At 73.5% G+C, this 25711-nt stretch carries 15 protein-coding genes, 1 tRNA gene and 1 riboswitch; of the genes, 9 read left to right on the forward strand and 7 right to left on the reverse strand.

Annotated elements, in window-relative coordinates; translation table 11 throughout:
- Positions 1-54: 54 nt before the first annotated feature.
- The 3 genes from G6W55_RS27825 (at position 55) to G6W55_RS27835 (ending at position 2720) form a co-directional block, all read left to right on the forward strand.
- Positions 55-128 (forward strand) — tRNA-Met (locus tag G6W55_RS27825).
- A gap of 315 nt (positions 129-443) precedes the next feature.
- Positions 444-618: riboswitch (cyclic di-AMP (ydaO/yuaA leader) on the forward strand.
- Positions 619-625: 7 nt separating this feature from the next.
- Positions 626-1678 (forward strand): M23 family metallopeptidase, encoded by a 1053-nt coding sequence (locus G6W55_RS27830; protein WP_175523545.1) that lies wholly within the window; start codon positions 626-628, stop codon positions 1676-1678.
- Between the two features lie 94 nt (positions 1679-1772).
- The gene (locus G6W55_RS27835) at positions 1773-2720 is read left to right on the forward strand and encodes an aldo/keto reductase (RefSeq protein WP_175523546.1); all 948 of its coding nucleotides are present in this window, start codon (positions 1773-1775) and stop codon (positions 2718-2720) included.
- Between the two features lie 107 nt (positions 2721-2827).
- Here the strand turns inward: G6W55_RS27835 and G6W55_RS27840 are convergent, their stop codons facing one another.
- The 4 genes from G6W55_RS27840 to G6W55_RS27855 all read right to left on the reverse strand — a co-directional run bounded on the left by G6W55_RS27840 (position 2828) and on the right by G6W55_RS27855 (position 8028).
- Positions 2828-4210, reverse strand: a complete 1383-nt coding sequence (locus G6W55_RS27840; protein ID WP_175523547.1) for a PrsW family intramembrane metalloprotease — start codon at positions 4208-4210, stop codon at positions 2828-2830.
- Between the two features lie 75 nt (positions 4211-4285).
- Positions 4286-5044: a tRNA (guanosine(46)-N7)-methyltransferase TrmB gene (gene trmB / locus G6W55_RS27845; RefSeq protein ID WP_175523558.1), complete on the reverse strand. Its 759-nt coding sequence runs from the start codon at positions 5042-5044 to the stop codon at positions 4286-4288.
- A gap of 227 nt (positions 5045-5271) precedes the next feature.
- On the reverse strand, positions 5272-6504 hold the full coding sequence (gene lhgO / locus G6W55_RS27850) for an L-2-hydroxyglutarate oxidase (protein WP_175523559.1): 1233 nt from the start codon (positions 6502-6504) through the stop codon (positions 5272-5274).
- Between the two features lie 96 nt (positions 6505-6600).
- Positions 6601-8028 carry a hypothetical protein gene (locus tag G6W55_RS27855; RefSeq protein ID WP_030798085.1) on the reverse strand — a complete coding sequence of 476 codons (1428 nt, stop codon included), beginning with the start codon at positions 8026-8028 and terminating at the stop codon, positions 6601-6603.
- Between the two features lie 706 nt (positions 8029-8734).
- Between G6W55_RS27855 and G6W55_RS27860 the strand changes: the two genes are divergently transcribed.
- Both G6W55_RS27860 and G6W55_RS27865 read left to right on the forward strand, forming a co-directional pair.
- The gene (locus tag G6W55_RS27860) at positions 8735-10837 is read left to right on the forward strand and encodes an asparagine synthase-related protein (RefSeq protein WP_175523548.1); all 2103 of its coding nucleotides are present in this window, start codon (positions 8735-8737) and stop codon (positions 10835-10837) included.
- A 1047-nt stretch (positions 10838-11884) separates the two neighbouring features.
- The gene (locus G6W55_RS27865) at positions 11885-15379 is read left to right on the forward strand and encodes a BTAD domain-containing putative transcriptional regulator (RefSeq protein ID WP_175523549.1); all 3495 of its coding nucleotides are present in this window, start codon (positions 11885-11887) and stop codon (positions 15377-15379) included.
- A 6-nt stretch (positions 15380-15385) separates the two neighbouring features.
- On the opposite strand, the gene G6W55_RS27870 is transcribed toward G6W55_RS27865, so the two are convergent.
- Both G6W55_RS27870 and G6W55_RS27875 read right to left on the reverse strand, forming a co-directional pair.
- Positions 15386-17305, reverse strand: coding sequence for a sigma-70 family RNA polymerase sigma factor (locus G6W55_RS27870; RefSeq protein ID WP_175523550.1), 1920 nt, complete (start codon positions 17303-17305; stop codon positions 15386-15388).
- Positions 17306-17552: 247 nt separating this feature from the next.
- Entirely contained in the window at positions 17553-18371 is an 819-nt protein-coding gene (locus tag G6W55_RS27875; RefSeq protein ID WP_175523551.1) for a TetR/AcrR family transcriptional regulator, read from the reverse strand.
- Between the two features lie 379 nt (positions 18372-18750).
- Here G6W55_RS27875 and G6W55_RS27880 point away from each other — a divergent pair, with 379 nt between their 5' ends.
- From G6W55_RS27880 to G6W55_RS27890, 3 genes are all read left to right on the forward strand, one after another.
- Positions 18751-20130, forward strand: a complete 1380-nt coding sequence (locus G6W55_RS27880) for an NAD(P)/FAD-dependent oxidoreductase (protein ID WP_175523552.1) — start codon at positions 18751-18753, stop codon at positions 20128-20130.
- Between the two features lie 263 nt (positions 20131-20393).
- Positions 20394-22055: a SpoIIE family protein phosphatase gene (locus tag G6W55_RS27885; protein WP_175523553.1), complete on the forward strand. Its 1662-nt coding sequence runs from the start codon at positions 20394-20396 to the stop codon at positions 22053-22055.
- Positions 22056-22158: 103 nt separating this feature from the next.
- Positions 22159-22950 carry a class I SAM-dependent methyltransferase gene (locus G6W55_RS27890; RefSeq protein WP_175523554.1) on the forward strand — a complete coding sequence of 264 codons (792 nt, stop codon included), beginning with the start codon at positions 22159-22161 and terminating at the stop codon, positions 22948-22950.
- 69 nt (positions 22951-23019) lie between these two features.
- Here the strand turns inward: G6W55_RS27890 and G6W55_RS27895 are convergent, their stop codons facing one another.
- A complete protein-coding gene (locus G6W55_RS27895; protein ID WP_175523560.1) occupies positions 23020-24294 on the reverse strand; it encodes an MFS transporter in 1275 nt (424 codons plus the stop codon).
- Positions 24295-24417: 123 nt separating this feature from the next.
- On the opposite strand from G6W55_RS27895, the gene G6W55_RS27900 reads away from it, so the two are divergent.
- Entirely contained in the window at positions 24418-24966 is a 549-nt protein-coding gene (locus tag G6W55_RS27900; RefSeq protein WP_175523555.1) for a MarR family winged helix-turn-helix transcriptional regulator, read from the forward strand.
- Positions 24967-25711 lie beyond the last annotated feature (745 nt).

A 25711-nucleotide genomic window follows, 5' to 3' on the forward strand; every position in this document is an offset into this window, starting at 1 on the left:
CGGACAACCGATGTGCTTTCCACCCCGGGGATGGCGTAGAGTGGTGTTCACCGACGCGGGGTGGAGCAGCTCGGTAGCTCGCTGGGCTCATAACCCAGAGGTCGCAGGTTCAAATCCTGTCCCCGCTACTGAAGGCCGAGGGCCGGAATCCGAGAGGGTTCCGGCCCTCGGTGCGTTCCGTCCCTCCATGCGCGGTCACCTCCGGTGATCGGTCGTGCGCGCTGCGCATAACAAGTGAGTCACCATCAAAACGGGGATGACTACTGAACGGTTCCCGGGGTAGGGGCGGTGCCGGTCAACTCGCCCGTTTTTCATCGTTCATGGCCTGAAAGTCCAGGCCAGAAATGTTGTTGATCAAGGGGAACAGCTTGGAATAGCGCCCCCGGGTCTATTAACGTTCGATAACGCAGCGCGGTCGTCCCAGCCGTCACAAGCGACGGCTCCGTGCGCACGCGCCGAATCCCGCAAGGGAACCGGGGAACCACCACCTTGGGGTGAATCGCACGGCAGCCGCCGTGACCTCTGAACTCACAGAGTCACGAACGGTATACGCGCGTAGGAGACCTTCCCGCTCCGAACCCGTCAGCTAACCCGGTAGGCGGCGGAAGGAAAGGAGTGCGCCCGCGTGGTGTCCAACCGGCCTGCCCCCGAAGCCCCGTTCGTGCCGAGTCAGCGGTCCGCCGACACCTTCGTCTACGGCGGCGCGCGCACCGACGACGAGGGCCCCTGGGAGGAGTGGAACCCCACCGCGGAGTCCGTCCGCCCGCCCCGGGGCAAGCACCGGGTCGCCAAGCAGCGCGGCGGCGGCGGGTTCGCCCGTAGCTCCACCGTGCTCGGCGTCGGCGTCATCGCCGCCGTCAGCGCCGGCGGGATGGCCAGCGCCAACACCGGCAAGGCCCCGGTCTCCATCTCCCTGCCGGACCTGCCCAACGTCGGCTCGCTGATATCCGACGACGAGCCCGCCGAGGACACCGCCCCCACGCTCAGCAGCTTCGGCAGCGTGACCACCCCGCAGGCCGACGACACCGCCCCGCAGAGCGCCGCCGACGCCGGCGAGGCCCTGCGCAGCCGGATCATGGCCCAGGTCGAGTCGCAGCAGACGCAGGTCGAGACGCAGGCCCAGCTCGCCGCCGCGGAAGCCGCGGCCAAGGCCGAGGCCGACGCCGTCGCCAAGGCCGAGAAGGAGGCGGAGGCCAAGGCCACCGCCGCCAAGGAGAAGGCCGAGGCGGAGGCCAAGGAGAAGGCCGAGGCCGCGCGCCTCGCCGAGCTGGCCACGCAGTACGCGCTGCCGACCTCCTCGTACACGATCACCTCGACCTTCGGTGAGGCCGGCGCCTACTGGTCCTCCGGCTACCACACCGGCCTGGACTTCGCCGCCCCCACGGGCACGCTGATCAAGGCCGTGCACAGCGGCACGATCACGTCGGCGGGCTGGGACGGCTCGTACGGCTACAAGACCGTGCTCACCCTCGACGACGGCACCGAGATCTGGTACGCCCACCAGTCGTCGATCAGCGTCAGCGTCGGCCAGAAGGTCGCCACCGGCGATGTCATCGGCCGCGTCGGCGCCACCGGCAACGTCACCGGCGCCCACCTCCACTTGGAGGTCCACCCGGGCGGCAGCGCGTCGGGCATCGACCCGGGCGCCTGGCTGCGGAGCAAGGGCCTCAACCCCTGAGGTTCCCTCCCCGAGACTGATCCGCCCGCCGCTTCACATGCTGTTCGCACGGCGGGCGGAATCGGTTCGGCACCGGTGACCGTTGGGAAGAGGCATGACCGCTCTTCGCAAGCTCGGCACCTCCGACCTCCAGGTCTTCCCGCTCTCCCTCGGCGGCAACGTCTTCGGCTGGACCGCCGACGGGACCACCTCCTTCGCCGTCCTCGACGCCTACACCGCCGCCGGCGGCAACTTCCTCGACACCGCCGACTCCTACTCGGCGTGGATCGAGGGCAACAGCGGCGGCGAGTCCGAGACCCTGATCGGCCGCTGGACCGCCGCCCGCGGCAACCGCGACGACCTGGTGATCGCCACCAAGGTCAGCCAGCATCCGGACTTCCCCGGCCTGACCGCCGCCAACATCAAGGCCGCCGCCGACGCCTCCCTGCGCCGCCTCGGCACCGACCACATCGACCTGTACTACACCCACTTCGACAAGCCCGAGGTGCCGGTCGAGGAGATCGTCGGCGCCCTCGACGACCTGGTGCGGGCAGGCAAGGTGCGGTACACGGCCGCCTCCAACATCTCGCCGGAACGCCTCCGGGCGTCCCTGGAGTTCTCCGACCGCGAGGGCCTCGCCCGGTACGTGGCCCTCCAGCCCCACTACAACCTGGTCTCCCGCGACACCTACGAGGGCCCCCTCCAGGACCTCGCCGAACGCTCGGGGCTCGCCGCCCTCCCCTACTCCGGGCTCGCCTCCGGCTTCCTCACCGGCAAGTACCGGCCGGGCGGTGCGACGGTGGACAGCGCGCGGGCCGGGAAGGCCGGCGGGCATCTGGAGACGGAGCGGGGCCGCCGGGTCCTCACCGTGCTGGACGAGATCGCCCGCGAGCACGGCGCCGAGGTCGCCACGGTCGCCCTGTCCTGGCTCGCCGCCCGCCCGACGGTCACCGCCCCCATCGCCTCGGCCCGCACCCCGGAACAGCTCCCCGCCCTGCTGGCGGTGGCGGAACTGAAGCTGACGGAGGACGAAGTGGGGCGGCTCACGGCGGCGTCGGACTGAGCGGCGGGGGCGACGAGGTGCCGTGCCGGGCGGTGCTGGGCTGAGCGGCTGGGCGTCGTGCCGCGGCGTCGGCGCGGGACGGTCGGAGGCCGGACCGTCCCGGCGCCCTACGACCGGTACGGGTTGGGGAGCGGGTGGGGGAGCGTCGGATATGCGTAGGCCGGGGGATGGCCGTGTCCGTAGCCTGCGGGAGGGCCGTAGCCCTGGCCCTGGCCGTACACGCCGTACACCGGCCACGGCGCCACCGGGATCCGTACCGGTGGGGCCGTCATCCGGGCCGCGTGGTCCAGGGCCGGGCGGGCGACGTCCTTGCGGCGCCACAGCTCGTTGAGCAGTTCCCGCTCCCGTACGACGAAGTCGGCGCCGGCCCGCCCGCGCCGGCCCCGGTGCCGCAGAAACGCCAGTGACGTGGCGTACGCCTCGTACTCCGCGACCGCCCGCGCGGCCTGTCGGCCCAGATGGCGGCCGGCGTACTCGCGGGCCAGCCGCCGGGCCCGCATCGAGCCGAGCGCGAAGGGTTCGGCCGGGCTCAGCCAGCCGGTGGCGGCGTAGGCGGGCAGTTCCTCGCGCACGGTGCGCAGCTCGCGCTGGCGGGTCGAGACGACGAGCCAGGTCAGCAGCCCGAACGCCGGGACCATGAACGACGCGTACACCGCGAAGAAGCCCAGCTCACCGAAGGCCGCCGAGCCGTTCCACAGGGCGTGCATGCCCATCGCGAGCAGCAGTCCGGCCGGCGGGAGCAGCACCCGCCGCACCCGCTGGCGGTCCCCGGCGAACGCGGCGAAGCCGAAGCCGAGGCCGGTCAGCACGGTGAACAGGGGGTGCGCGAACGGGGACATCACGATCCGCACGAAGAAGGTCGCGGCGGTGACCGAGGCGATACCGCTGTCGCCGGTCATCTGGTCGGTGCCGAAGGCGGTGCCCAGGTAGAGGATGTTCTCGGTGAAGGCGAAGCCGGTGGCGGTGATCCCGGCTATGACCACGCCGTCGACGATCCCCGTGAAGTCCCGTCTGCGGAACAGGAACACGAGCAGGACGGCCGCCGCCTTGGCGGACTCCTCGACGACCGGCGCTATCACCGTCGCCCCGAGGGTGTCGGCGCTGGACGGGTCGGCGGTCGCGGTGGCTATCCAGCGGGTCGCGAAGCTGTTGGCGACGATGGCTATCAGCGCCGCCGCACAGGCTCCCCAGGCGAACGCGAAGACCAGGTTGGGCCAGGGGCCGGGCTCCACCCGGTCCAGCCATCGGAACGCGGCGATCAGCAGCGGCACGGGCAGCACGGCCAGCCCCAGCCCGACCAGGAACCCCTGGGTGCCGGTCTGCTCCCGCACCAGCGCCAGGATGACCAGCCCGGACAGCGCGAGGAGCGTGATGAGCGCCCCGTAGCGCACCCATGCGCGCCGCCACCAGTGCGCGTGCCGCAGCGCGGCGCCCTCGGCGGGGCCGACGGGGCGCGGAGGGTACGGCGGGAACGGGGGACTGATGGCCACGGCATCGACCCTAACGAGGGAGAGGACGGTGGTGGACGGGATTTTTCCGGGGCCCGGTCCGGGGCTTTCCCCGGGTCAGCGGTCCCCGTGCGGTACGCGACGGAAGAGCAGGTCGTTCACCACATGACCCTTGTCCAGCCCCTGTCCCTCGAAACGGGTCAGCGGCCGGAAGCCCGGTCTCGGCGCGAACCCGCCGTCCGCCCGTGTGTTCTCGAAGCGGGGGTGCGCCGTGAGCACCTCCAGCATCTGTTCCGCGTACGGCTCCCAGTCGGTCGCGCAGTGCACGATCGCGCCCGGCCGCAGCCGGGTGGCGGCGAGATCGAGGAACTCCGGCTGGATCAGCCGCCGTTTGTGGTGCCGCTTCTTGGGCCACGGGTCGGGGAAGTACACGCGCAGTCCGTCGAGCGCGTCGGCGGTCAGCATCTCGCGCAGCAGGATGATCGCGTCGCCGTTGGCCACCCGGACGTTGGTCAGGCCGTTGTGGTCGGCGAGGTTGAGCAGATTGCCCTGGCCGGGGGTGTGCACGTCCACCGCGAGGATGTTGGTGCCGGGGTCGGCGGCCGCCATCTGCGCGGTGGCCTCGCCCATCCCGAAGCCGATCTCCAGGACCACCGGCCGGTCGTTCCCGAACAGTTCGGCGAGGTCGACGTGGTGTCCGTCGATGTCCAGGCCCCACCGGGACCACAGCCGCTGGAGGGCGTCGGCCTGCCCGGCCGTCACCCGGCTCCGCCGGGGCTGGAAGCTGCGGATCCGCCGCTCGAAGTGCGACCCGGCGGGATCGGCCTTGGGCCCGTCGGGAAACCGGGGCTCCCCCTTCGCCCGGCTGTGCCGCACGGAGACACCGGGTGCGTGCTCCGACTCGGCGTGCTCCGACTCGGCGTGCTCGGAGCCGGGGGAGGCGCCGGCAGCGGTACTCGTGGCGGGCGTCGCGGGCGTCGCCGTGAACGGCGTGGCGGGCGTCGCGGTGGATCCGCCCGGCGCGGGGCGGGCGGGTTCGGGGGAGGTGAGGGAATCAGACACAGTGAGATCGATTTTACGGCGCCGGGCCGCACGGGTGCCGTTCACCGGGAGGCCAGCACCTCCAGCGCCCGCCGGGCCACCTCCCGCCCGATCGGCAGCGAGGCCGTCGCCGCCGGGGAGGGCGCGTTCAGCACGTGCACCGCGCGCGGCCCCTGCTGGATCAGGAAGTCGTCCACCAGCGCGCCGTTCCTCAGCACGGCCTGCGCCCGCACCCCGGCGCCCGCGCGCACCAGGTCGTCCGCCTCCACCGCGGGCAGCATCCGTCGTACCGCCGTCACGAACGCCGCCTTGCACACCGACCGGCGCAGCTCCCCGGCGCCGTACCTCCAGTGCCGGCGGCCCATGTGCCAGGTGCCGGGCCATGCCGCCGTCGCCAGGGCCTCGCGCGGCCGGACGACACCCCAGCCGTACCCCTCGCGGGCCAGCGCCGGTACCGCGTTCGGCCCGACGTGCACCCCGCCGTCGATGCCTCTGGTCAGGTGCACGCCGAGGAACGGGAACGCCGGGTCGGGCACCGGGTAGACCAGCCCGCGCACCAGGCCGGGCCGGGTCAGCTCGTAGTACTCACCGCGGAACGGCACGATCCGCGCCTCGGGTTCGTCGCCGGTCATCCGGGCGATGTCGTCGCAGTACAGCCCGGCACAGTTCACCAGGACCCGGCCGCGCACGATCTCCCCGCGCGCGGTGAGCACGGCGACGCCCCGCTCGGGCCGGCGGTCGATCCGGACGACCCGCTCGCCGTAGCGGATGTCCGCGCCGGAGGCGTCGCCGAGCCGACGGGCGACGGCCGTGAAGTCGCAGACGCCGGTGGAGCGCACATGGATCGCGGCGAGGCCGCGCACCTCGGGTTCGTACTCCGCGATCTGGGCGGCGCCCAGCTCCTTGACCACGATGCCGTTCTCCCGGCCGCGCTGGACGAGCGCGTGCAGCCGGGGCAGCTCGGCGCGGTCGGTGGCGACGATCAGCTTGCCGGTGACCGCGTGCGGGATGCCGTACTCGGCGCAGAACTTCGTCATCTCCGCGGCACCCTGGACCGCGTACCGCGCCTTGAGCGAGCCCGGCCGGTAGTAGATCCCGCTGTGGATCACCCCGCTGTTGCGGCCGGTCTGGTGCCGGGCCGGTCCCGGCTCCTTCTCCAGCACGGTCACCCGGGTGCCCGGCGCGGACCGCGTGAGCGCGTACGCCACCGACAGCCCGACGATGCCGCCGCCGACGACGAGCACATCACAGTCGTACGCGGTGTTCCGCACCTGCACCCGCACCACCTCCCACATCCGATAGTGCACTGCACCACTGACAATGCCTTCAAACGTGGGGGAGGGGCCCCGGGACGGGGCGGACGGGGGCGGCCCGGGCGCCAGGCGGGGCCGTCAGGCGGGGGCGGCCATCAGCAGCGGCCGGGCCCGCTCGCGCAGCTCCACGACCCGCGGCTCGTCGCCGTACGGCTCCAGGCGGTGCAGCAGGTCCTTCACGTACTCGGTGGTGCGGGCGGAGGAGATCCGGCCGGCGACCTCCACGGCCCGCACACCCTGCTCGCAGGCGGCGTCGAGGTTGCCCGACTCCAGCTCGGCGACCGCCGAGACCACCAGCCGCAGCCCGTGGGAGCGCACGAACTCCTCCGTCGGCTGCGACAGCGCCTGTTCCGTGAAGCGGCGGACCTGGCGCGGCGCCTTCAGGTCGCGGTAGCACTCGGCGGCGTCGGCGGCGAACCGGTCGTAGGAGTAGAAGCCGAGCCAGGACGGGTCGTTGTCGCCCTCGCGGGCGCGTTCCAGCCAGCTCTCGGCCGCCTTGAGGGCGGCCCCGGCGGCCTGGGCGTCGCCCGCGCGCGCGTGGGCCCTGGCCTCGACGAGACGGAAGAAGCTCATGGTGCGGGCGGTGGCCAGCCCCCGGTTGCGTTCCAGCGCGGCCTGCGCGAGGTCGACGCCCTCATCGCCGAAGCCCCGGTAGGTCGCCTGGAGCGACATCGACGCCAGCACATAGCCGCCCAGGGGGACGTCCGCCGCCGCGCGCGCGAGGCGCAGCGCCTGGATGTAGTACCGCTGCGCCGCCTCCTGTTGGCCGGTGTCGAAGGCCATCCACCCGGCCAGCCTGGTCAGTTCGGCGCTCGCCCCGAACAGGGCGCGTCCGACCTCGTCGGAGTACGCCCCGAGCAGCAGCGGCGCCGCCTCCACCCGCAGGCACTCCGGCACCATCGACGAACGCCAGTCGCCGCCCCCGTACTTGGAGTCCCACCGCCTGGCGTCCTCGGCGGCCTCCCGCAGCTTCTGCACATCGCTGTGGCCGACTTTGAGCGGTGCGCCCGACCCCTCGAGCGAGTAGGGCTCACGCGCCACCGAACTGTCGGCCGGGGTTATCAGCCAGCGGGACGCGGGCGTCGCGTACGCGCTTACCGCGAACGATCCGGCCAGCGACTGCCAGATGCCCCCGGAGCCGGCCCGGCGGCCGGCCAGGTCGAGGCGGTACAGGTCCGTGGCGGAGCGCACGGCCTGGCCGACGTCCCGCGGGAAGGCGAGGCCGACCTCGGGCGCGGGATCCGCGTCGGCCAGGCCGATCTCGTGGAGCGGCACCGGGCGGCCGAGCTTCTGTCCGATGGCGGCCGCGATGAGGTGTGGCGCGGCGCCCTGCGGCACCATGCCCTTCGACACCCAGCGCGCCACGGACGTCTTGTCGTAGCGAAGTGTCAACCCGCGCTGGGCGCCTAGGTCGTTGACGCGCCGCGCGAGTCCTGCGTTGCTGATTCCCGCGAGGGCGAGAACGGCGCCGAGTTTTTCGTTCGGCCCGCGTTGCTCCCTGGACATTGCGCCACCCCTCGACACAGACGGCTGCCGCGCTTGGCATAACCATGCGGCATTCGTAAACCCAGCGTAGTTCGCCGCATCCCAAGCGTTAAGGGGCATTCTTCCGGATGGCGGGATTGTGGTCCGTACTGAAGTGCGGGCTTCGGCACGGTCTGTCGCGGTGTGCTCCCGCTGTGTGGCCGTGCGCCCGTGCGTGCGCTCTTCTCCGGCCATGGGGGAAGCGGTTCCATGGGCCGTGCGTGGGTCGGCCCGCTGTACTGGATCCAGTGGGCTGGGGGACACCGCCGCCTTCATCCCCGCGGGCGGCGGAGCGGTCCGGGAGGCGGCGTCCGTCTCCCGGACCGGCGCTGCCCGTCACGGGCACGCGCGTGTGTACGGAGCGTGTGCGCAGCCTGCCCGTCGGCGCGCCGACTCGGCCCGCGCGTACGGGATTTGGCTGAAAACCGACCCTCTGTTCCATGGGTGACAACGCCTCCCACCATGCAAATCGAGGGCGCGCAGGGCGTTTTCGGGGAGCGTAGCGGGGGCGCATTCACGTCGCAGCGGCAGGGGTGTCGTCGCCCCCTCCCGCCGTCGCCGGCGCCGGTGTGCGGGCACACTCCCCGGATCGCAAGCCGCGCCGCCTCCCTCTGGCACGCGTTCTTCGTGGCAGCATGTGAACCGTTCGTACGGTGCACTCGTTTGTCCACAGCCTGTGGAGGCGTCGATGCGGTGGTTGGTGGGATGGAGCAGCACCGCCGCTGGTGCCCTCGGCAAGACCGTCGGATTCGACGGCCGGGAGCCCTACGGCGGCCAAGTGGGCGACGAGGGCGAGACCTTGCACCCCGTCGGGTCCCAACTCCTGTGGGGTGACCCGGATCCGCTGTGGGCGGTCGGCGACTGGCGCCCCGACGAGGTGCGCGTCGTCCGGGCCGACGCCCAGACCCGGATCGCCGTCCTCGGCATCTGCGGGGCCAGCGACGAGCAGTTGCGCGTGGGGCTGTTCGCCGCGCGCGGGGGCGCGCTGCGCCATCTCACCGCCTGGCCCGGCAGCTACACCGCGGTCGTCCAGGTCGGCCGGCGCATCACCGTCTGCGGCGATCTGGCGGGCGCCCGCCCGGTGTTCCACACCCCGTGGGCGGGCGGCACCGCCTACGCGACGGCCGCGCTGCCGCTGGCCGACCTCATCGAGGCCAACCTCGACTTCGGCCACCTCGCGGCGCTCCTCGCCGCCCCCGACGTCCCGGCCGCCCTGCACGACTCCACCCCCTACGACGGCGTACGACGCGTTCCGCCGGGGCACGCGCTGATTCTGCGCGCCGGGGCGCGTGAGATCGCCGGCTACGAGCCGGTCGCCTCCCTCGCCGTCGCGGCACCCCCGGCCGACCCGGACAGCGCCGTCGACGGCGTCCGCGACGCCCTCGTCGACGCCGTCCGCGCCCGCCTCGCCGCACCCCGCCACGTCCCTGACATCGATCCGGGCCCGGTCCCCGGCATGGGCCCCGCCGAACGGCGCGCCGCGCGCGGGATGCCCGTCCCCGGCATCGGCGCCGACCTCTCCGGCGGTCCCGCCTCGGGCACCCTCGCCCTGCTGGCGGCGGGCCTGCCCGGCCGGCCGGGCACGGTCCTGGGCCACGGCACCGGCGCCGGGGAACGCCTTCTGGCGGTCACCTTCAACGATCTGGCCGTCGGCGGCCGCGAGGCCGAGGTGCAGCGGGCCGGCACCCTCGCCGCCAACCCGCGCCTGCACCACGTCGTCGTGGCGGGCGACGAGGAGACCCTGCCGTACGCCGACCTGGACGGCCCGCTGACCGACGAACCCGGCCCGAGCCTGGTCACCGCCGCACGGCACCGCGCGCGGCTCGCCGCGGGCAGCGCCGACCACTTCACCGGCCACGGCGCCCGCCAGGTCCTCGACGCCCACCCGGCCCGCCTCGCCGACCTGCTGATGGACCGCAAGCGACGGCACCTGGTGCGCCCCGTCGCTGCCCTCACCAAGGCCGAGGGCTCGGTCCTCGTCCCCGCGCGCGTGTACGGCGCGGCCCGCCGCCTCGCCCGCACCCCCTACGGCGCCGGCGTGGAGGGCCTCGCGGAACGGCTCCGCCAGCGCCGCTTCGACGAGCCCGGCGGCGCCGTCGGTGCCTCCCTCGCCGCCCTCGCGTGGGGCGGCCCCGGGCCCGCGGCACGCTGGCTGACGGGCGAGGCCCTGGCTGAAGTATCGGTTCGCCTGGAGGGCGGTGCGTACCGCAACGGCGGCGGCCCCGGACAGCGCCCCGGCGACCACCGCGCGCGTGCCGCCCTGTCCCGGCACGCCGCCGACCTCCGCGTCCTGGAGCAGGCCGCCGAGATCCGCTCCCAGCGCCTGCACGCGCCCTTCCTCGACAACCAGGTCGTCCGCGCCTCCCGCGCCCTCCCCGAGACCCTGCGCGTACGGCCCGGCGCCCGCGCGGAGATCCTGCGTACGGTGCTCAAGGCGTCCGGCATCGCCGATCTGCCGGCCGGCTGGGGCACCCCCTCCCAGGCGTCCGCCGACGCCGCCGCCCGCGCGGGCCTGCGGATGTCCACCGACCCGCTGCTCTCCCTCTTCGACGCGCCCCTCCTCGCCGAGGCGGGCCTGATCGAGGCGAGAGTCGTCCGCAAGGCCCTCAGAGCGGCCGCCTCCGGCGAACGCCTCCCCCTGGACGGCCTGGCCGACCTCGTCTCCCTCGAACTCTGGCTCCGCCGCCTCCTCTCCCGCCGAGGCACCTGCTGGACAGGAACACCGGCACGCGCACGTGCGGTGCCGGCGGGTATCGCACCGCAGAGGCGGGCGGTTTCGTCCGGGGGGTGAGGGGCGGGCGGTGTCCTTTGAGGTGGGTGGGGGGCCTGTGGTGTCTTTCGGGGTGGGTGAGGGGGCTTGCGGTGTCTTTCGGGGGAGGGGGCCTTGGTGTCCTTCGGGGGGTGAGGCGTCGGGTGGGGCCTTCGCGGCAGCGGGGCGTCCGGGCTGGGGCCGTTGGGCGGGGCCCTCTGGGTCCGAGCGTCGGGGCGGAGCTGTCGGTCTGAGCCGCCAGGCGGGGTCGTCGGGCCGAGCCGTCGGGCTGGGGCCGTTGGGCGGAGTCTTCCGGGTCTGAGGGTCCGGGCGGAGCCCTCTGGAGCCGGGCGTCCGGGCGGAGCTGTCGGGGAGGTCGGCCAGGGCGGGGCCGTCGGGCCGAATCGCCGAGCGGGGCCGTTGGGGGGAGTCGCCGGGTGGAGCCTTCCGGGTCCGAGTGTCCGGGTGGAGTCGTCGGTCCGAGGCGTCCGGGCCGGGGCCGTCGGGCGGGGCCCTCTGGGGCCGAGCGTCGGGGCGGAGCTGTCGGGCTGAGCCGCCAGGCGGGGTCGTCGGGCCGAGTCGCCCGAGCGGGGCCGTGGGGCGGAGTCTTCCGGCTCCGAGGGTCCGGGCGGAGCGCTCTGGGTCCGAGCGTCCGGGCTGAGTCGCCGGGCGGGGCCGCCGGGCCGAGTAGCCCGAGCGGGGCCGCCGGGTGAAGCCTTCCGGGTCCGAGCGTCCGGGTGGAGTCGTCGGTTTGAGGTGTCCGGGCCGGGGCCGTCGGGTGGAGCCCTCTGGGGCCGAGCGTCCGGGCAGAGTCGCCGGGTGGGGCCGTCGGGCGGAGCCTTCCGGGTCCGAGTCGCCGAGTGGGGACGTCGCCGTCGGGCGGAGCCTTCGGAGGTCGAGGCGCCCGGGAGGAGCCGCGGGCCGCGTTTTCGGTGGCTGAGTAGCCAGGCTGAGCCGCGGGCCGTGAGCCCTCGGGCTGAGCCGCGTCCGCGCCTTCGGGGCGGCCTGTCAGGCAGGTCGGCAGGCCACTCCAGCCGGTCACGGGTAAATCGGCGACGCCCTTCCCCGCGCCCCGGTGACAATGGGCGGGTGCGGTACAGAATCCTGGGCGTCACCCAGACAGCGGACGACCACGGCACCCCCGTACCCGTTCCCGGCAGCCGGCTCCGCACGCTGCTCACCGCGCTGGCGCTGCGGCCCGGCCGTCTCACCGCCCCGGACGTCCTCATCGACGAGGTCTGGGCCGACGCCCCGCCCCAGGACGCCCCCGCCGCCCTCCAGGCCCTCGTCGGCCGGCTGCGCCGCACCGTGGGCAAGGACGCCGTCACCTCAGGACCCGGCGGCTACCGCCTCGCCGCGACCGAGGACGATGTGGACCTCTTCGTCTTCGAGAAACTCGTGCACCGCGGCACCACCGCCCTGCGCCACGGCGACCCGTCCGACGCCGTCCACGCCCTCGACACCGCCCTCGCCCTGTGGCGCGGCCCCGCCCTGGCCGACCTCCCCGACCGCACCGCGGCCGCCCGCCCCGAGGCCCTGCACCGGGACGCCGTCCGGGCCCGCGCCGAGGCGGACCTCCTCCTCGGCCGCGCCCACGAGGCCGTCCCCCGCCTGTCGGAACTGACCGCGGCGCACCCGTACGACGAACCGCTGCACGCCCTCCTCATCCGCGCCCTGCGCGACACCGGCCGCGCCGCCGACGCGCTCGCCGCCTACGAGACGGCCCGCCGCACACTCGCCGACGGCCTGGGCACGGACCCCGGGCCGGAGCTGCGTGCGCTGTACACCGAACTTCTCGACGGGGAGGCGGGCGGCGGCCGTTCGGCGGGGACGGAGCCTGCCTGGGGTCCCGCCCCGGATTTCGCCCCCGTCCACCGGACAGCGCCCCTCACCCCACCCCCACCGCCCGAGCGGAGCGGCAACCTGCGTCCGCGTCTTACCTCTTTCGTGGGCCGGGAACCCGAGCTGGACGCCATCCGTTCCACTCTGCACAGGGCCCGTCTCGTCACCCTCACCGGACCGGGCGGCTCGGGCAAGACCCGTCTCGCCGAGGAAGCCGCCGCCGGGCTTCCGAAGGCGTGGCTGGTCGAACTGGCCCCGCTGGACCGGCCGGAGGCGGTGCCGGGCGCGGTGGTCAGCGCCCTCGGTCTGCGCGAGACCGTCCTGCTGGCCTCCGACCTGGCCGTCCCGCAGGACGACCCGGTAGCCCTGCTCGTCGAGTACTGCGCCCCGCGCAGCGAACTCCTGATCCTTGACAACTGCGAGCATGTCATCGGCGCGGCCGCCGCCCTCGCCGAGACCCTCCTCACCCGCTGCCCGGGCCTCACGATCCTCGCCACCAGCCGTGAGCCCCTGGGCGTCCCCGGCGAGCAGGTCCGCCCGGTCGAACCCCTCCTGCCCGACCAGGCGCACCGCCTCTTCAGGGACCGCGCGGCCGCCGTCCGTCCCGACGCGGCCGCCGCCCTCCGGGAGCGGGACGAACAGGCGGTCGCCGAGATCTGCCGCCGGCTCGACGGCCTGCCCCTGGCCATCGAACTGGCCGCCGCCCGGCTCCGCCTGCTCACCCCCCGTCAGATCGCCGACCGGCTCGACGACCGCTTCCGCCTCCTCACCTCCGGAAGCCGCACGGTCCTGCCCCGCCAGCAGACCCTGCGAGCCGTCGTCGACTGGTCCTGGGACCTGCTCGACGCACCCGAGCGGACCCTGCTGCGCGAGCTGTCCGTCTTCGCGGGCGGCTGGGACCTCGACGCCGCCGAGGCCGTGTGCACGGGCCCGGTCGCGGACCTCGTCGGCGCCCTGGTCGACAAGTCCCTGGTGGTCGCCACCCCGGCCCCGCCCGGCCCGGACGGCACCGAGGGCATGCGCTACCGCATGCTGGAGACGATCCACGAGTACGCCACCGAGCGCGCCGCCGAGGTCCCGCACGCGCGCGTGGCCGCCGAGCGACGGCACCGCGCGTGGGTGCGCGCGCTCACCGAGCGGGCCGACTCCAAGCTGCGCACCGCGGAGCAACTGCCGTGGATCGCACGGCTGGAGACCGAGCTGGACAACATCCGGGTGGCGACCCGGCGCGCGCTCACCTCCGGCGACGAGGAGGAGGCCACCGCCCTGTGCCTGGCCATGGGCTGGTTCTGGTGGCTGCGCAACTACCGTCACGAAGGCGCCGAGTGGACCGACGGCACCCTTCGCCTGGCCGCGGTCCTGGACACCTTCACCGACGGCCCGGGCACCGTCCCCGACGACCTCGACGCCCGCATGGCCGCCGTCGACCCCCTGGAGGTCTTCCTCGCCGAGCCGGACGGTGAGCGGCACCATCCGCGGCACACCGGGCGGATGGACCTGCGGATGCTGCATCTGTTCCTGCTGTCCGAGTCCCGGCCGGGCATGAGGACCGACGGGCGGTACCGGGAGTACCTGCTGCGCCTGCTCGCCCGGTACGAGCGCGGTGGCCCCGAGTCCGCCAGGATGCCCGGCCTGATCTGGCCCGTGACGGCCTTCCAGCTCCGGGACGGCGTCGACCCGCCGGCCCCCTTCGACCCGAGGGAGCCGCTCGACCCGCAGGCTCCGCTCGGCCCGTCGGACGTGAGCCTCCCGACGGGCGGTGCGCGGGTCTCGACGGGCGGTGTGATGGACGTCCGTGTCCTGATGGACGAGGCCGTCGCCAACTGCCGCCGCCACGGCGGGGAATGGGAGCTGGGCTGCGCCCTGATGTTCCGCGCGCACACGGTCGTCGACTCGCCCGGCCGGCTGCGCGGCGTCGACGACGACCTCGCCGAGCTGCGGGAGATCGCCCGCCGGGTCGGCGACCGCTGGATGCGGGCCCAGGTGTGCGGCGCGTCCGGCGAGGCGGCGATGGCGCGCGGCCGTTTCGCGGAGGCGGAACAGGAGTACCGCGAGGGGCTGCGGCTGGCGTACGAGGTCGGGGCGTACACCGAGACGCCGTTCCTGATGACCCGGCTCGCGGAGATCGCCTACCGCTCGGGCGACCTCGACGCCGCCCGGGCGGCGCTCGACGAGGCGCAGATCGCCGCCGACCGGCACAGCGCCCTGGACGCCCAGGCGTTCGTGTCCCTGCTGCGGGCCCATATCGCGCTCACCGACGGCGATGTGGCCGGCGCGCGCGAGCTGTGCGAGGCGGCCCGGGTGGAGACGGGGAGGGGCAGCCCGCCGCCCCAGTTCACGGCGGCGCTGCGGATGCTCGACGCGCAGATCCTGGCGGCCGAGTCGGGTCCGGCGTACGGTCTGCCGCTGCTCGCCGACGCGCTGCGGCGGGCGCTGGTGGACCAGTGCTCCGAGGCGATCATGTCGGCGCTGGTGGACAGCGCCGTCGACCTGCTGGTCCGGCTCGGGGACTACCCGCGCGCGGCGGGACTGCTGGCGGCCGCCGACGTGCTGCTCGGCCCGTTCCCCCGCCCGGCCCCGCAGGCCGCGCAGGCGGCGAAGGCGGAAGCCGCGGCCCGTACGGCCCTGGGCGCCGAGCGGTACGCGGCGGAACGGGCCAGGGGCGAGGCCCTGCCGGTGGCCGAGGTGGTGCGTGAGCTGACGGCCGCCGCCCACGCCCACGCCGTGCCCGCGCGGCGCTGAGGCGGCCTACGCGCAGGTGAACTTGGAGTCCGCCCAGTCCGCGAGGGCCAGCTTGTCGAAGTGGTTGTGCGGTTCGACCACCAGGCGCACGGTCTCGTGGCCGGCGAGGTTCACATGGACGGGCACCGCGGGGTCACCGCCCTCGATCACCCCGGACCGCCACAGCGGGACCCCGTCGGCGAGGACGGCGAAAGTGACCTTGCCGAGCTTCATCGTCAGGTCGTCGAGGCCGACCATCGCGTCGTAGGCGGTGCAGGGCCGGTTGAGGTCGACGGTGACGCCGGAGGCGCCGTGCACGGTCACCCCGCGCGCGTACTCCCGCCCGGCGATGGACAGTCCGGAGCGCTGCCACACCCAACTGCTGCGGGCGAGCCGGATCTCCGGTCCGCTGCCGTCCCCGGTGATGTCGAAGGACAGCTCGCTCAGCGGGAAGACGGCCGGAGCCGGCGGGGGAGTGGGCGTCGGGGTCGGCGTGGGCGTCGGAGTCGGTGTGGGGGTGGGCGAGGGGGTCGGCGTAGGTGTGGGGGTCGGTGTCGGGGTGGGCGTGGCCCGCGGTGTCGGGGTCGGCGTCGGCGTCGGGGCGGCGGCCGGGACGACCACCGGCGGCACCGGCGCGGGCGCCCGGGTGGGGGTCGGCGTGGGCGTGGGCACCTCGGGCTGGACCACGGGCGCGGACGGCGCGGGCTCGGCCTGCGGCCGTGGGACCGGGCTGTCGTCGCCGACGAGCGCGAGGGCGACGACGGCGGCCGCCACCGCCACCACACCGGCGGCGATCCCGGCCTTGACCGGGGCGCCCAGCCCCTCCGAGACGGCCGCCCCGCCTCCGGCTCCGGCGCCGCCCGAGGTGCCGCCGCTCGCCGCGGCCGCCGCGCCCGCGATGCCCGCAGCGCCCGCTCCGGTGCCCCCGGCGACGAGCGCGAGGGCCTTGGCGTATCCGGCGGCGCCGAACCAGCCGATGACCGCGACCGGCACCACCGCCGGGATGCTGCTGGCCACTTCCTCGATCTGGAGGGCGGCCAGCCGGCACTTGGCGCACTCCTCCAGGTGCTTGCGCAGGCCCCGTTCGGCACGGGTGCGCAGTCGGCGGCGGGCGTAGGTGCCGAGCTGGTCGGCGTAGGCGGCGCACTCCTCGTCGTCGGTGAGGGTGGCGCTGACATGGGCCTGGAGGTACGCCTGCTTGAGGCCCTCGCGGGCGCGGCTGGCGAGCACGCGCGTGCCGTTGGCGTCGAGGCCGAAGAGCATCGCGACCTCGCTGGGCGACTCGTCCTCGACCTCGGTGTGCCAGAGCACGGCCTGCCAGCGCTCGGGCAGCGAGCGGAAGGCCTGCATGGCCATGGACTGTTCGGCCTCGTGCATCGCGAGGACGTCGGCGCCGAGGTCCAGGCCCGCCCCGAAGGAGCCCATGGAAACCGTGTCGTCGGCCACCTCGGAGGCGCGCGCGGCCTGTGTGGCGAACACGGCGAAGTCGTCGACGAGCTGCTCGCGCTTGGCCGACTGCGTCCAGCCGGCGGCCACCCGCCGCACTGAGGTCAGCAGATAGGCGCGGACGGCGTACTCGGGCCCGGAGCCGCCGCGCACGGCCTGGAGCATGCGGGCGAAGACCTCGGCGGTGAGGTCGTCGGCGGTGTGGGCGTCCCGGCAGCAGGTGCGGGCGTAGCGGCGTACGGCGTCGGCGTGGCGCCGGTACAGCTCCTCGTACGCGCTGTCGTCCCCGGAGCGCATCCGGGCGATCAGATCGGTGTCGGGCGGCGGCAGATCGCGCGGCGGCGGCAGCACGCCGTCGTCGGACCGCTCCCACTGGGCCGGTACACCGCCCTGTGGTGCGCCCTGGGCACCTGGGCCGCCGGAGCGCCCGCCGGGGGCACCGGACGCACTCGCCCGCCCGCCCTGGCTCGGTACCTGCTCGTCGCGTCCGTCAACGCTCATCGCGGAAAGCCCCCGCCGACTGTCCTACCCGTCCAGACCACCGGGTCAGACTGCCATAGCGACTTTGCTCGCGACCCGCCAGGACGGACCATCCACTCTTCCGTGGGGAACTGTCGAGATCCAGTACTAACTTTCACTCGAACGGGGAAGGTTCAACTGCCGTTCTCAGGGCACGAGTTGGGCCGCCGGCCCGGGACCGCCGCTCCGGGACCGCCGCCGCGACCGCAGCCGCGACGGACGGTCCGTGTCAGGAAGCCGGGGTCGGCCGGGACCGCAGCCCCTCCAGCAGGATGTCCAGCAGTCGCGCCGAGGCCGCCGCCTGCTGCGCCGCGTCCGGCAGCGAGGGCGCGGCCGTGGCGATCACCAGCAGGACGTCGGAGACCGACACGTCCGGCCGCAGCTCGCCCGCCTCGCGCGCCCGCTCCACGAGCCGGCCCACCACGTCGAGCAGCGCCGCCGCCCCGGAGTCGTCGCCCAGGGAGGCACCCGCCGCGTCCGAGGCGGCAGCCGAAGCACCCGCAGCCCCCGACGCACCCTCGTCGGCCACCAGCCGCAGTTCGCCGCCGCCCGGCTGGGTCCGCTGCTGTGGCACCCGGGCCTGGTCCGCCGGCGCGCCCTCGGCGCCGTCCTCCTCGGCGACGCCGACCCGCAGCACCTGCGGCGGCAGCAGGCGTCCGGCGCCCGAGGCGACCGACGTCCGCAGGAAGCGCGACAGCGCCGACCACGGCTCGTCCTCCTGCCCCAGCGCCGCCCGGGCCTGCTCGGTCAGCCGGGAGGTCTCCTCCTCGGCTATCCGCCGCACCAGGACGTCCTTGCTCGGGAACCGCCGGTACACCGTGCCCACGCCCACGCGCGCGCGCCGCGCCACGTCCTCCATCGGCGCGCCGTACCCCAGCTCGCCGAAGACCTCGCGCGCCGCCCGCAGGACGTGTTCGAGATTGCGCTGTGCGTCCACGCGCAGGGGTGCGCTGCGCGCGTCCCCGCGTCCGCTGTCCACCGACGCTCCCGCGCCGCCGCTGTGCGCGAGGGCGGAGGCGGACGACCAATGAGTGTCCTGAATGTGCATGAATGATCCCCCGGTAATGACGTCTCCCCCCGGAGACTCCCCGTCATCGAAAACCTGGGGTGTGTGGCACAGGGGATCGCGACCGGCCCGCGTCCGCCGCTCGCGGACACGGAAGGTGTATCCCCCTACACCCCGTCGACACGAACATAGTTGAGAGACAGTCAATTCAGAAGGGGCAGGTTCCGCACGGAGCGCCCCCCGATCGGAGTACGAGCCGTATACGTCCCGATTGCGCCCCTTCCGGCACCCCGGCGCACCCCCGCTGACCTGCGAACCTGCCGCGCACTCCCCGGTTTCGGCCAACCCCGCGGCGCCATGACGCGCGGTCACACAAATTGTCGAGGCTGTGGACAAAGTCCGGCGCCCGGTGCGTCATGGGATGGTGAAGGAACGTGCGCGCATTCTCGTTGTCGGCGGCGGCTACGTCGGGATGTACACGGCACTGCGGCTCCAGCGGCAGTTGAGACAGGAACTCCGCCGGGGCGAGGCCGAGATCACCGTCGTCACCCCCGAGCCGTACATGACGTACCAGCCGTTCCTGCCCGAGGCGGCCGCCGGCGCCGTCTCCCCCCGGCACGTCGTGGTCCCGCTGCGCCGCGTCCTGCCGCACTGCCGGGTCCTCGTCGGCGAGGTCACCGCCGTCGACCACGCCAAGCGCAGCGCGACCCTCACCACCCTCGCCACCCAGGAGGAGGGCACCGGACCCCGGCAACTGGAGTACGACGAGCTGGTCCTCGCGCCCGGCTCCGTCTCCCGCACCCTCCCGATCCCGGGCCTCGCCGACTTCGCCATCGGCTTCAAGACCGTCGAGGAGGCCATCGGACTGCGCAACCACGTCATCGAACAGATGGACATCGCCTCCTCCACCCGCGACCCCGCGATCCGCGACGCCGCCCTCACCTTCGTCTTCGTCGGCGGCGGCTACGCGGGCGTGGAGGCGCTCGGCGAACTGGAGGACATGGCCCGCTACACCACGCGCTACTACCACAACGTCAAACCCGAGGACATGAAGTGGATCCTGGTCGAGGCGTCCGACCGGATCCTGCCCGAGGTCGGCGAGGACATGGGCCGCTACACCGTCAGCGAACTGCGCCGCCGCAACATCGACGTACGGCTCGACACCCGCCTGGAGTCCTGCGCCGACCGCATCGCCGTCCTCAGCGACGGCGCCCGCTTCCCGACCCGTACGGTCGTCTGGACCGCCGGGGTGAAACCCCACCCCGTGCTCGCCGCCACCGACCTGCCCCGCACCGAGCAGGGCCGGCTCAAATGCACCCCCGAGCTGGCCGTCGACGGCGTCACGCACGCGTGGGCAGCCGGTGACGCCGCCGCCGTACCCGATGTGACGGCCTCCGAACCCGGCGCCCTCACCGCGCCCAACGCCCAGCACGCCGTCCGCCAGGCCAAGCTCCTCGGCGACAACATCGTGCGCTCCCTGCGCGGCGAACCCCTGCGCACCTACTCCCGCGCGTACGCCGGATCCGTCGCCTCGCTCGGCCTCCACAAGGGCGTCGCCCAGGTCTACGGGCGCAAGGTCAAGGGCTACCCGGCCTGGTTCATGCACCGCGCCTACCACCTCAGCCGCGTGCCCACCTTCAACCGCAAGGCACGCGTGCTCGCCGAATGGACGCTTTCCGGGCTCTTCAAACGGGAGATCGTCTCGCTCGGATCTCTCGAACATCCCCGCGCCGAGTTCGAACTCGCGGCCGGTGGAAAGCCTTCTGACAGGTCTTCCGACGACCCGAAGGGGTCGTCCTGACCGGATCCAGGAACTCCCCCGGCCGCCCCCGCGTCTGACGAATACCGGACCCCCGACGGCGGCCGCACTGCCAGACTGCTCCCTGCCCACAGCCCCCGCGCTCGAGCCCCTCCCCAACCCCCCGTCCCCACCCATCCCACGACGCCGTTCCCACCCGCTCCACCTCCCGGGTACTGCGACAATGTGCGGCCACCGCCGCGCGGCCACCGGAGCCCAGGCCGGGCCCGGAGCCGGCCGACGACGACTACACGAGGCAAGGATTCGTGAACTTCACGCGCTGGAGCGCCCGGCTCCCCGGAACGCAGCGCCGCGCCGCCGCGCGGGCCGAGCACCCGGTCACCACCACGGACCGGCGGAGCGAGGGCTCCGTACCCGCGGCCCGCGCCGAACACCTGACCGACGAACCGCCCCCCGTCCCCGCCGTCGACGAACTCCCGGTCCGTGAGGTCCTCGACCGCGTCCCCGCCCTCGTCGCCCTCGTCCACGGCCCCGACCACCGCCTCGCGTACGTCAACGACGCCTACACCGCCGCCTTCGGCCACCGCTCCTGCGGCGCACCCGCCGCCGAGGCCCTCCCCGAACTCCGCGACCTCGGCCTGCTCCCTCTCCTCGACCAGGCCCTGCGCAGCGGCAAACCCCGCACCCTGAAGTCCCGCAAGGCCCCCGACGGCCGCTCCTACACCTTCACCTGCACCCCGGCCGCCGAGAAGAACGGCGAAGGCGCCGTCCTCGTCTTCGCCACCGACGTCACCGACCACGCCGAGGCCGCCGAACGCCTCAGAGCCAGCGAGCGCCGCCAGCGCGAGACCGCCGTCACCCTCCAGCGCTCCCTGCTCCCCCAGGAACTCGAACAGCCGGACGACCTGCGCATCGCCGCCACCTACCAGCCCGGCGGCACCGAAGCCGCGGTCGGCGGCGACTGGTACGACGTCATCACCCTCGGCGGCGGCCGTACCGCCCTCGTCATCGGCGACGTCATGGGACGCGGCGTCCGCGCGGCGGCCGTCATGGGCCAGCTCCGCACCGCCGTCCGCGCCTACGCCCGCCTCGACCTCCCCCCGCACGAGGTCCTCCAGCTCCTCGACGGCCTCGCCACCGAGATCGACGCCAACCAGATCGCCACCTGCGTCTACGCCATCCACGACCCCAACGAGGGCCGCCTGGTGTACGCCTCCGCCGGCCATCTGCCCATCCTGGTCCGCGACGACCAGGGCCGGGTCCAGCGCGCCGACGAACCCACCGGACCGCCCCTGGGCACCGGCGGCTGGATGCACTCCTCCGGCTCCATCGCCCTCGGCCCCGGCTCCACCGCCGTCCTCTACACCGACGGCCTGGTCGAGCGGCGCAACGAAGACCTCGACGAGGGCATCGCCGCCCTGGAGCGCGCCCTGGCCGGCGCCACCGGCACCCCGCAGGTCGTCTGCGACCGTCTGGTCCGCTCGGCGGGCGTCACCGCCGACCATGACGACGATGTCGCGGTCCTCGTCCTCCAGCACCCCGCCCGCAACGGCCCCGACGGCGAACTGTTCCGCAACGCCGCACTGGACCTCCTCGGCGGCGTCGAGGCCGCCCCACGCGCGCGTGCCTTCGCCTCCGGCGTCCTCACGAGCTGGCGCTTCCCGCCCGAACTGCACGACACCGGCGTCCTCGCCACCAGCGAACTCGTCGCCAACTCCCTCCAGCACGGCACCCCGCCGATGCGGCTGCGCCTGCGCCGCACCGACCGCCGCCTGATCATCGAGGTCACCGACGGCGACGACCACCTGCCGCGCCGCCGCCGCGCCGAGCCCGCCGACGAGTCGGGCCGCGGCATCGCCATCGTCGCCACGATCGCCACCCACTGGGGCAGCCGCCGCACCCCCGGCGGCGGAAAAGCGGTGTGGTGCGAGTTCGCCCTGCCGAAACCGGCCGACCGGGCGGGCTGACGGAGCACGCGGCGAGGGAGAAACGACCGAAACAGGGACCCGAACACCCCTTCCCCGCGCGTAGCACCTAGGCGAACCCGCCCCCCGGTGCTACTAGCTCCCCATGGCAGACGCAACGGGCTTTCACCTCAAGGGAAGCGCCCCCGAGCGCTACGAACACTACGTCGCGCCCCTCATGGCGCCCTTCGTCACGGCACTCGTGGACGCCGCGGACCTCTTCCCCGGCGCCACCGTCCTCGACCTGGCCTGCGGCACCGGCTTCGCCGCACGCGCCGCGGCCGCCCAGGCGGGCCCCACCGGACGCGTCGCCGGCGCGGACCTGAACGACGGCATGCTCAAGATCGCCACGGCGTGCCACCCCCGCCTCTACCCGGACATCGAGTTCACCCCCGCCCCGGCCGACGACCTCCCCTACCCCGACGCGGCCTTCGACGCCGTGCTCTGCCAGCAGGGCGCCCAGTTCTTCCCCGACCTCGACGCCGCCCTGCGGGAGACCGCGCGCGTCACCCGCCCCGGCGGCCGCTTCGCCGCCACCGTCTGGTCCCACCTCGACGACTCCCCCTACTTCGTCGCCCAGCGCGACGCCCTGGCCGAGCACGGAGAGACGGTGGTGCCCTTCGAGGCGGCCTTCCAAGCGGCCGACCGCCTGACCGCGGCCGCCGCCCGCGCCGGCTTCCACGACATCATCCGCAGCCGGCTGACGTTCACCGTCACCCTCCCCCCGCTGGAGGAGTACGTCCCCGGCCATCTCTCCGCGACCCCCTGGGGCCAGGCCATCGCCGACAGCGACGACGACGAGGCACTCCTGAGGACGGCCCGCTCGATCGTCGACCGCCTCCCCGAGGCCACCACGGCCTTCCCCTTCACCGCGACCCTGGTGACCGCCGTCCGCTGACCCGGCCCGCGCACGACGAGAGGGCGGCCGCCGCGCACCGCACGACGACCGCCCGCCCGTACGACGACCTCAGGCCCCCGCGCCCACGGACTCCACAGCGGCCCCACCCTTGGCCACCACCCGGTTCCGCACCAGCCACGGCTGATCCTGCACGGCGGTGAGCTGCCTGCCCAGCCGCAGCGCGAGCCAACTGATCCCCAGCGAGAACAGCAGGAACGTCACGATGTACGGCGCGTGCAGCGAGGCCCCCATCGGCCCGCCCACCGCCGGCCCCACGGCCAGCGCGAGCTGCTTGACCAGCGCGAACGCCGAGTTGTACTGCCCCGCGAGCCCGCTCGGCGCCAGATCGGCCACCAACGGCGCGACGGTCGGCGACAGCATCGCCTCACCCAGCCCGAACAGCGCGTACGTCGACACGAACGCCGCCGTCGCCATCGCCTGGCTGCCGTGCCCGAGACCGGCGTACCCGGCCACGGCCCACGCCACGGCCCAGATCAGCCCGACGGCCGCGATCACCCGGGTCCGCTTCTGCCGCTCGACGAACCGCAGCACCGCGAACTGCGCGACGACGATCACCGCGGTGTTGGCGGCGAGCGCGGTCCCCAGCGCCGAGGTGGAGATCCCGGCCGCCTCCACGCCGTACGCGCTCAGACCCGACTCGAACTGGCCGTAGCAGGCGAAGAACAGGACGAAGCCCAGGACACAGAGCTGAACCATGGCCCGATTGCCGAGGAGCTGCTTCCAGCCGCCTTTGGCGGACCCCTGGGGCGCGTCCTCCACGCGCGGGGCGCGCGGCATCCGCACGGTCGTCATCACGACGGCCAGCATCAGGAAGATCGCCGCCTCGATGGAGAACAGCAGGGTGAACGACGAGACACGCGTGGTGTCCACCAGGTGCCCGCCGATCAGACCGCCGACGCCCAGGCCGAGATTCTGAAGGAAGAACTGCGTGGCGAAGGCCCGCGACCGCGTCGCCGCGGTCGAGCAGTCCACGATCATCGTCGCGAGCGCCGGCTGCATCACGGCCTGCCCGGCACCCAGCGCCGCCGAGGCGGCCAGGACGGCGGCCGCACTGCCGGCCAGCCCCAGGCTCAGTGCGCCCAGCGCGGCGGTGACCAGAGCGACGAGCAGGACCGGCAGTGGTCCGCGCCGCACGATCGCCCGGCCGGCGAACGGCAGCACGATCAGCGCGGCCACGGCGAAGACGGCGAGCACGAGTCCCGCCGTCATGGCTCCGAGGCCCCGTACCTGCGCCACATAGACGTACAGGTAGGGGACCGTGAAACCGAGCCCGAACGCGCTGAGTGCGTTGCCCACGTGGATCCGGCGCATCGCTGCGCCCATCGCCATGGTCACGTTCACCTCTCTCAACCAGTTAGGAGTGAAGACTTCAAAGCTAAAGTTCGAAGCTAAAGAGTACACATCGAAGAACTTCAAGGCAAAGGGCGATCGTGGGATACTGCCGCCATGGCCGACACCAGCGGCGTCCCGGAGCCGACACTCGAGGAACAGATCGCCGCCTACCAGCGCGAGTTCCAGGACCTCGACCCCCAGGTCGAGAAGATCGTGTCCGCGCTCTCCCGGCTGAACCGCCGTATGAACGTCGCGTACGGCCGCCAGACCGCCGCCCTCGGCATCAGCAACGCCGAGTGGGAGGTCCTCAAGGCTCTCGTCCTCTCCGGCGCCCCCTATCGGATGGGCCCGAGCGACCTCGCCAAGCGGCTGGGCCTGACGCCGGCCGCGATGACTCACCGGATCGACCGCATGGTGACCGAGGGGCTGGTGACCCGGGAGCGGGACGAGTCCAACCGGGTCCGCGTCATCGTGGAGCTGACACCGGAGGGCCGAGGGAAGTGGCTGGAAGCCATGCGGCTCGCCTCGGTCTTCGAGGAGGAGCTGCTCCAGGACCTCGCCGCGGACGAGCGCGCGACCCTCGGCGAGGCCCTGACCCGTCTCCTGCGCCGGGTGGAGCACGCCCAGCCGGACGCCGGCGGACGGCTCAGCGACCTGGACTGACCCCCTCCACCAGGGGCTCCACCAAGGTCTTCACCAGGGACAGCGAAAAGATCTTGACAGAGGGGCTTGACCCGACCCGTCGGGATCCGTAGAGTTCTTCGGGTTGCCGCGGAGCCGTAACGGTTCTTCGGTGACGCTCCGCCGCTCTGGCGGCACCTCACACCAAACGCACGATCTCCCGACGGGGTTGAATTCGCATGCCCGAATTCAATTCGATTCGGGGCCGGCAGCCCGATTAGGAACTGCCGAGCGGATCCGCTAAGGTTTGAGACGTCGGAACGGCCCAACAGCCGGGAAGGCAAACCCCCTCTGACTGGGAATCAGACGCCGAAAGGATCTGATAGAGTCGGAACCGCCGGAAAGGAAACGCGAGAGCGGGACCTGGAAAGCGCCGAGGAAATCGGATCGGGAAAAGATCTGATAGAGTCGGAAACGCAAGACCGAAGGGAAACTGCCCGGAGGAAAGCCTGAGAGAGTCTCTCGGGTGAGTACGAAGGAAGCGTCCGTTCCTTGAGAACTCAACAGCGTGCCAAAAATCAACGCCAGATATGTTGATACCCCGTCCATCGGCAGTGATAGCCGTGGATGAGGTTCCTTTGAAGAAACAAACACAGCGAGGACGCTGGATGCGAGGGGACTATTCCTCCTCTCGTTCCGCTCCCGTGATGTGTTGCACCGGATGACCGGTAAACATTCACGGAGAGTTTGATCCTGGCTCAGGACGAACGCTGGCGGCGTGCTTAAC

The organism is Streptomyces sp. CAI-85 (assembly GCF_013363615.1).
Lineage (GTDB): Bacteria > Actinomycetota > Actinomycetes > Streptomycetales > Streptomycetaceae > Streptomyces > Streptomyces antibioticus_B.

Excerpts from the sequence above, each read along its gene's own strand:
- G6W55_RS27835 (WP_175523546.1), top strand. The coding sequence starts at position 1,773 with ATGACCGCTCTTCGCAAGCTCGGCACCTCCGACCTCCAGGTCTTCCCG.
- lhgO (WP_175523559.1), bottom strand. The coding sequence starts at position 6,504 with ATGTGGGAGGTGGTGCGGGTGCAGGTGCGGAACACCGCGTACGACTGT.
- G6W55_RS27855 (WP_030798085.1), bottom strand. The coding sequence starts at position 8,028 with ATGTCCAGGGAGCAACGCGGGCCGAACGAAAAACTCGGCGCCGTTCTC.
- G6W55_RS27860 (WP_175523548.1), top strand. The coding sequence starts at position 8,735 with ATGCGGTGGTTGGTGGGATGGAGCAGCACCGCCGCTGGTGCCCTCGGC.
- G6W55_RS27870 (WP_175523550.1), bottom strand. The coding sequence starts at position 17,305 with ATGAGCGTTGACGGACGCGACGAGCAGGTACCGAGCCAGGGCGGGCGG.
- G6W55_RS27875 (WP_175523551.1), bottom strand. The coding sequence starts at position 18,371 with ATGCACATTCAGGACACTCATTGGTCGTCCGCCTCCGCCCTCGCGCAC.
- G6W55_RS27880 (WP_175523552.1), top strand. The coding sequence starts at position 18,751 with ATGGTGAAGGAACGTGCGCGCATTCTCGTTGTCGGCGGCGGCTACGTC.
- G6W55_RS27890 (WP_175523554.1), top strand. The coding sequence starts at position 22,159 with ATGGCAGACGCAACGGGCTTTCACCTCAAGGGAAGCGCCCCCGAGCGC.
- G6W55_RS27895 (WP_175523560.1), bottom strand. The coding sequence starts at position 24,294 with ATGGGCGCAGCGATGCGCCGGATCCACGTGGGCAACGCACTCAGCGCG.
- G6W55_RS27900 (WP_175523555.1), top strand. The coding sequence starts at position 24,418 with ATGGCCGACACCAGCGGCGTCCCGGAGCCGACACTCGAGGAACAGATC.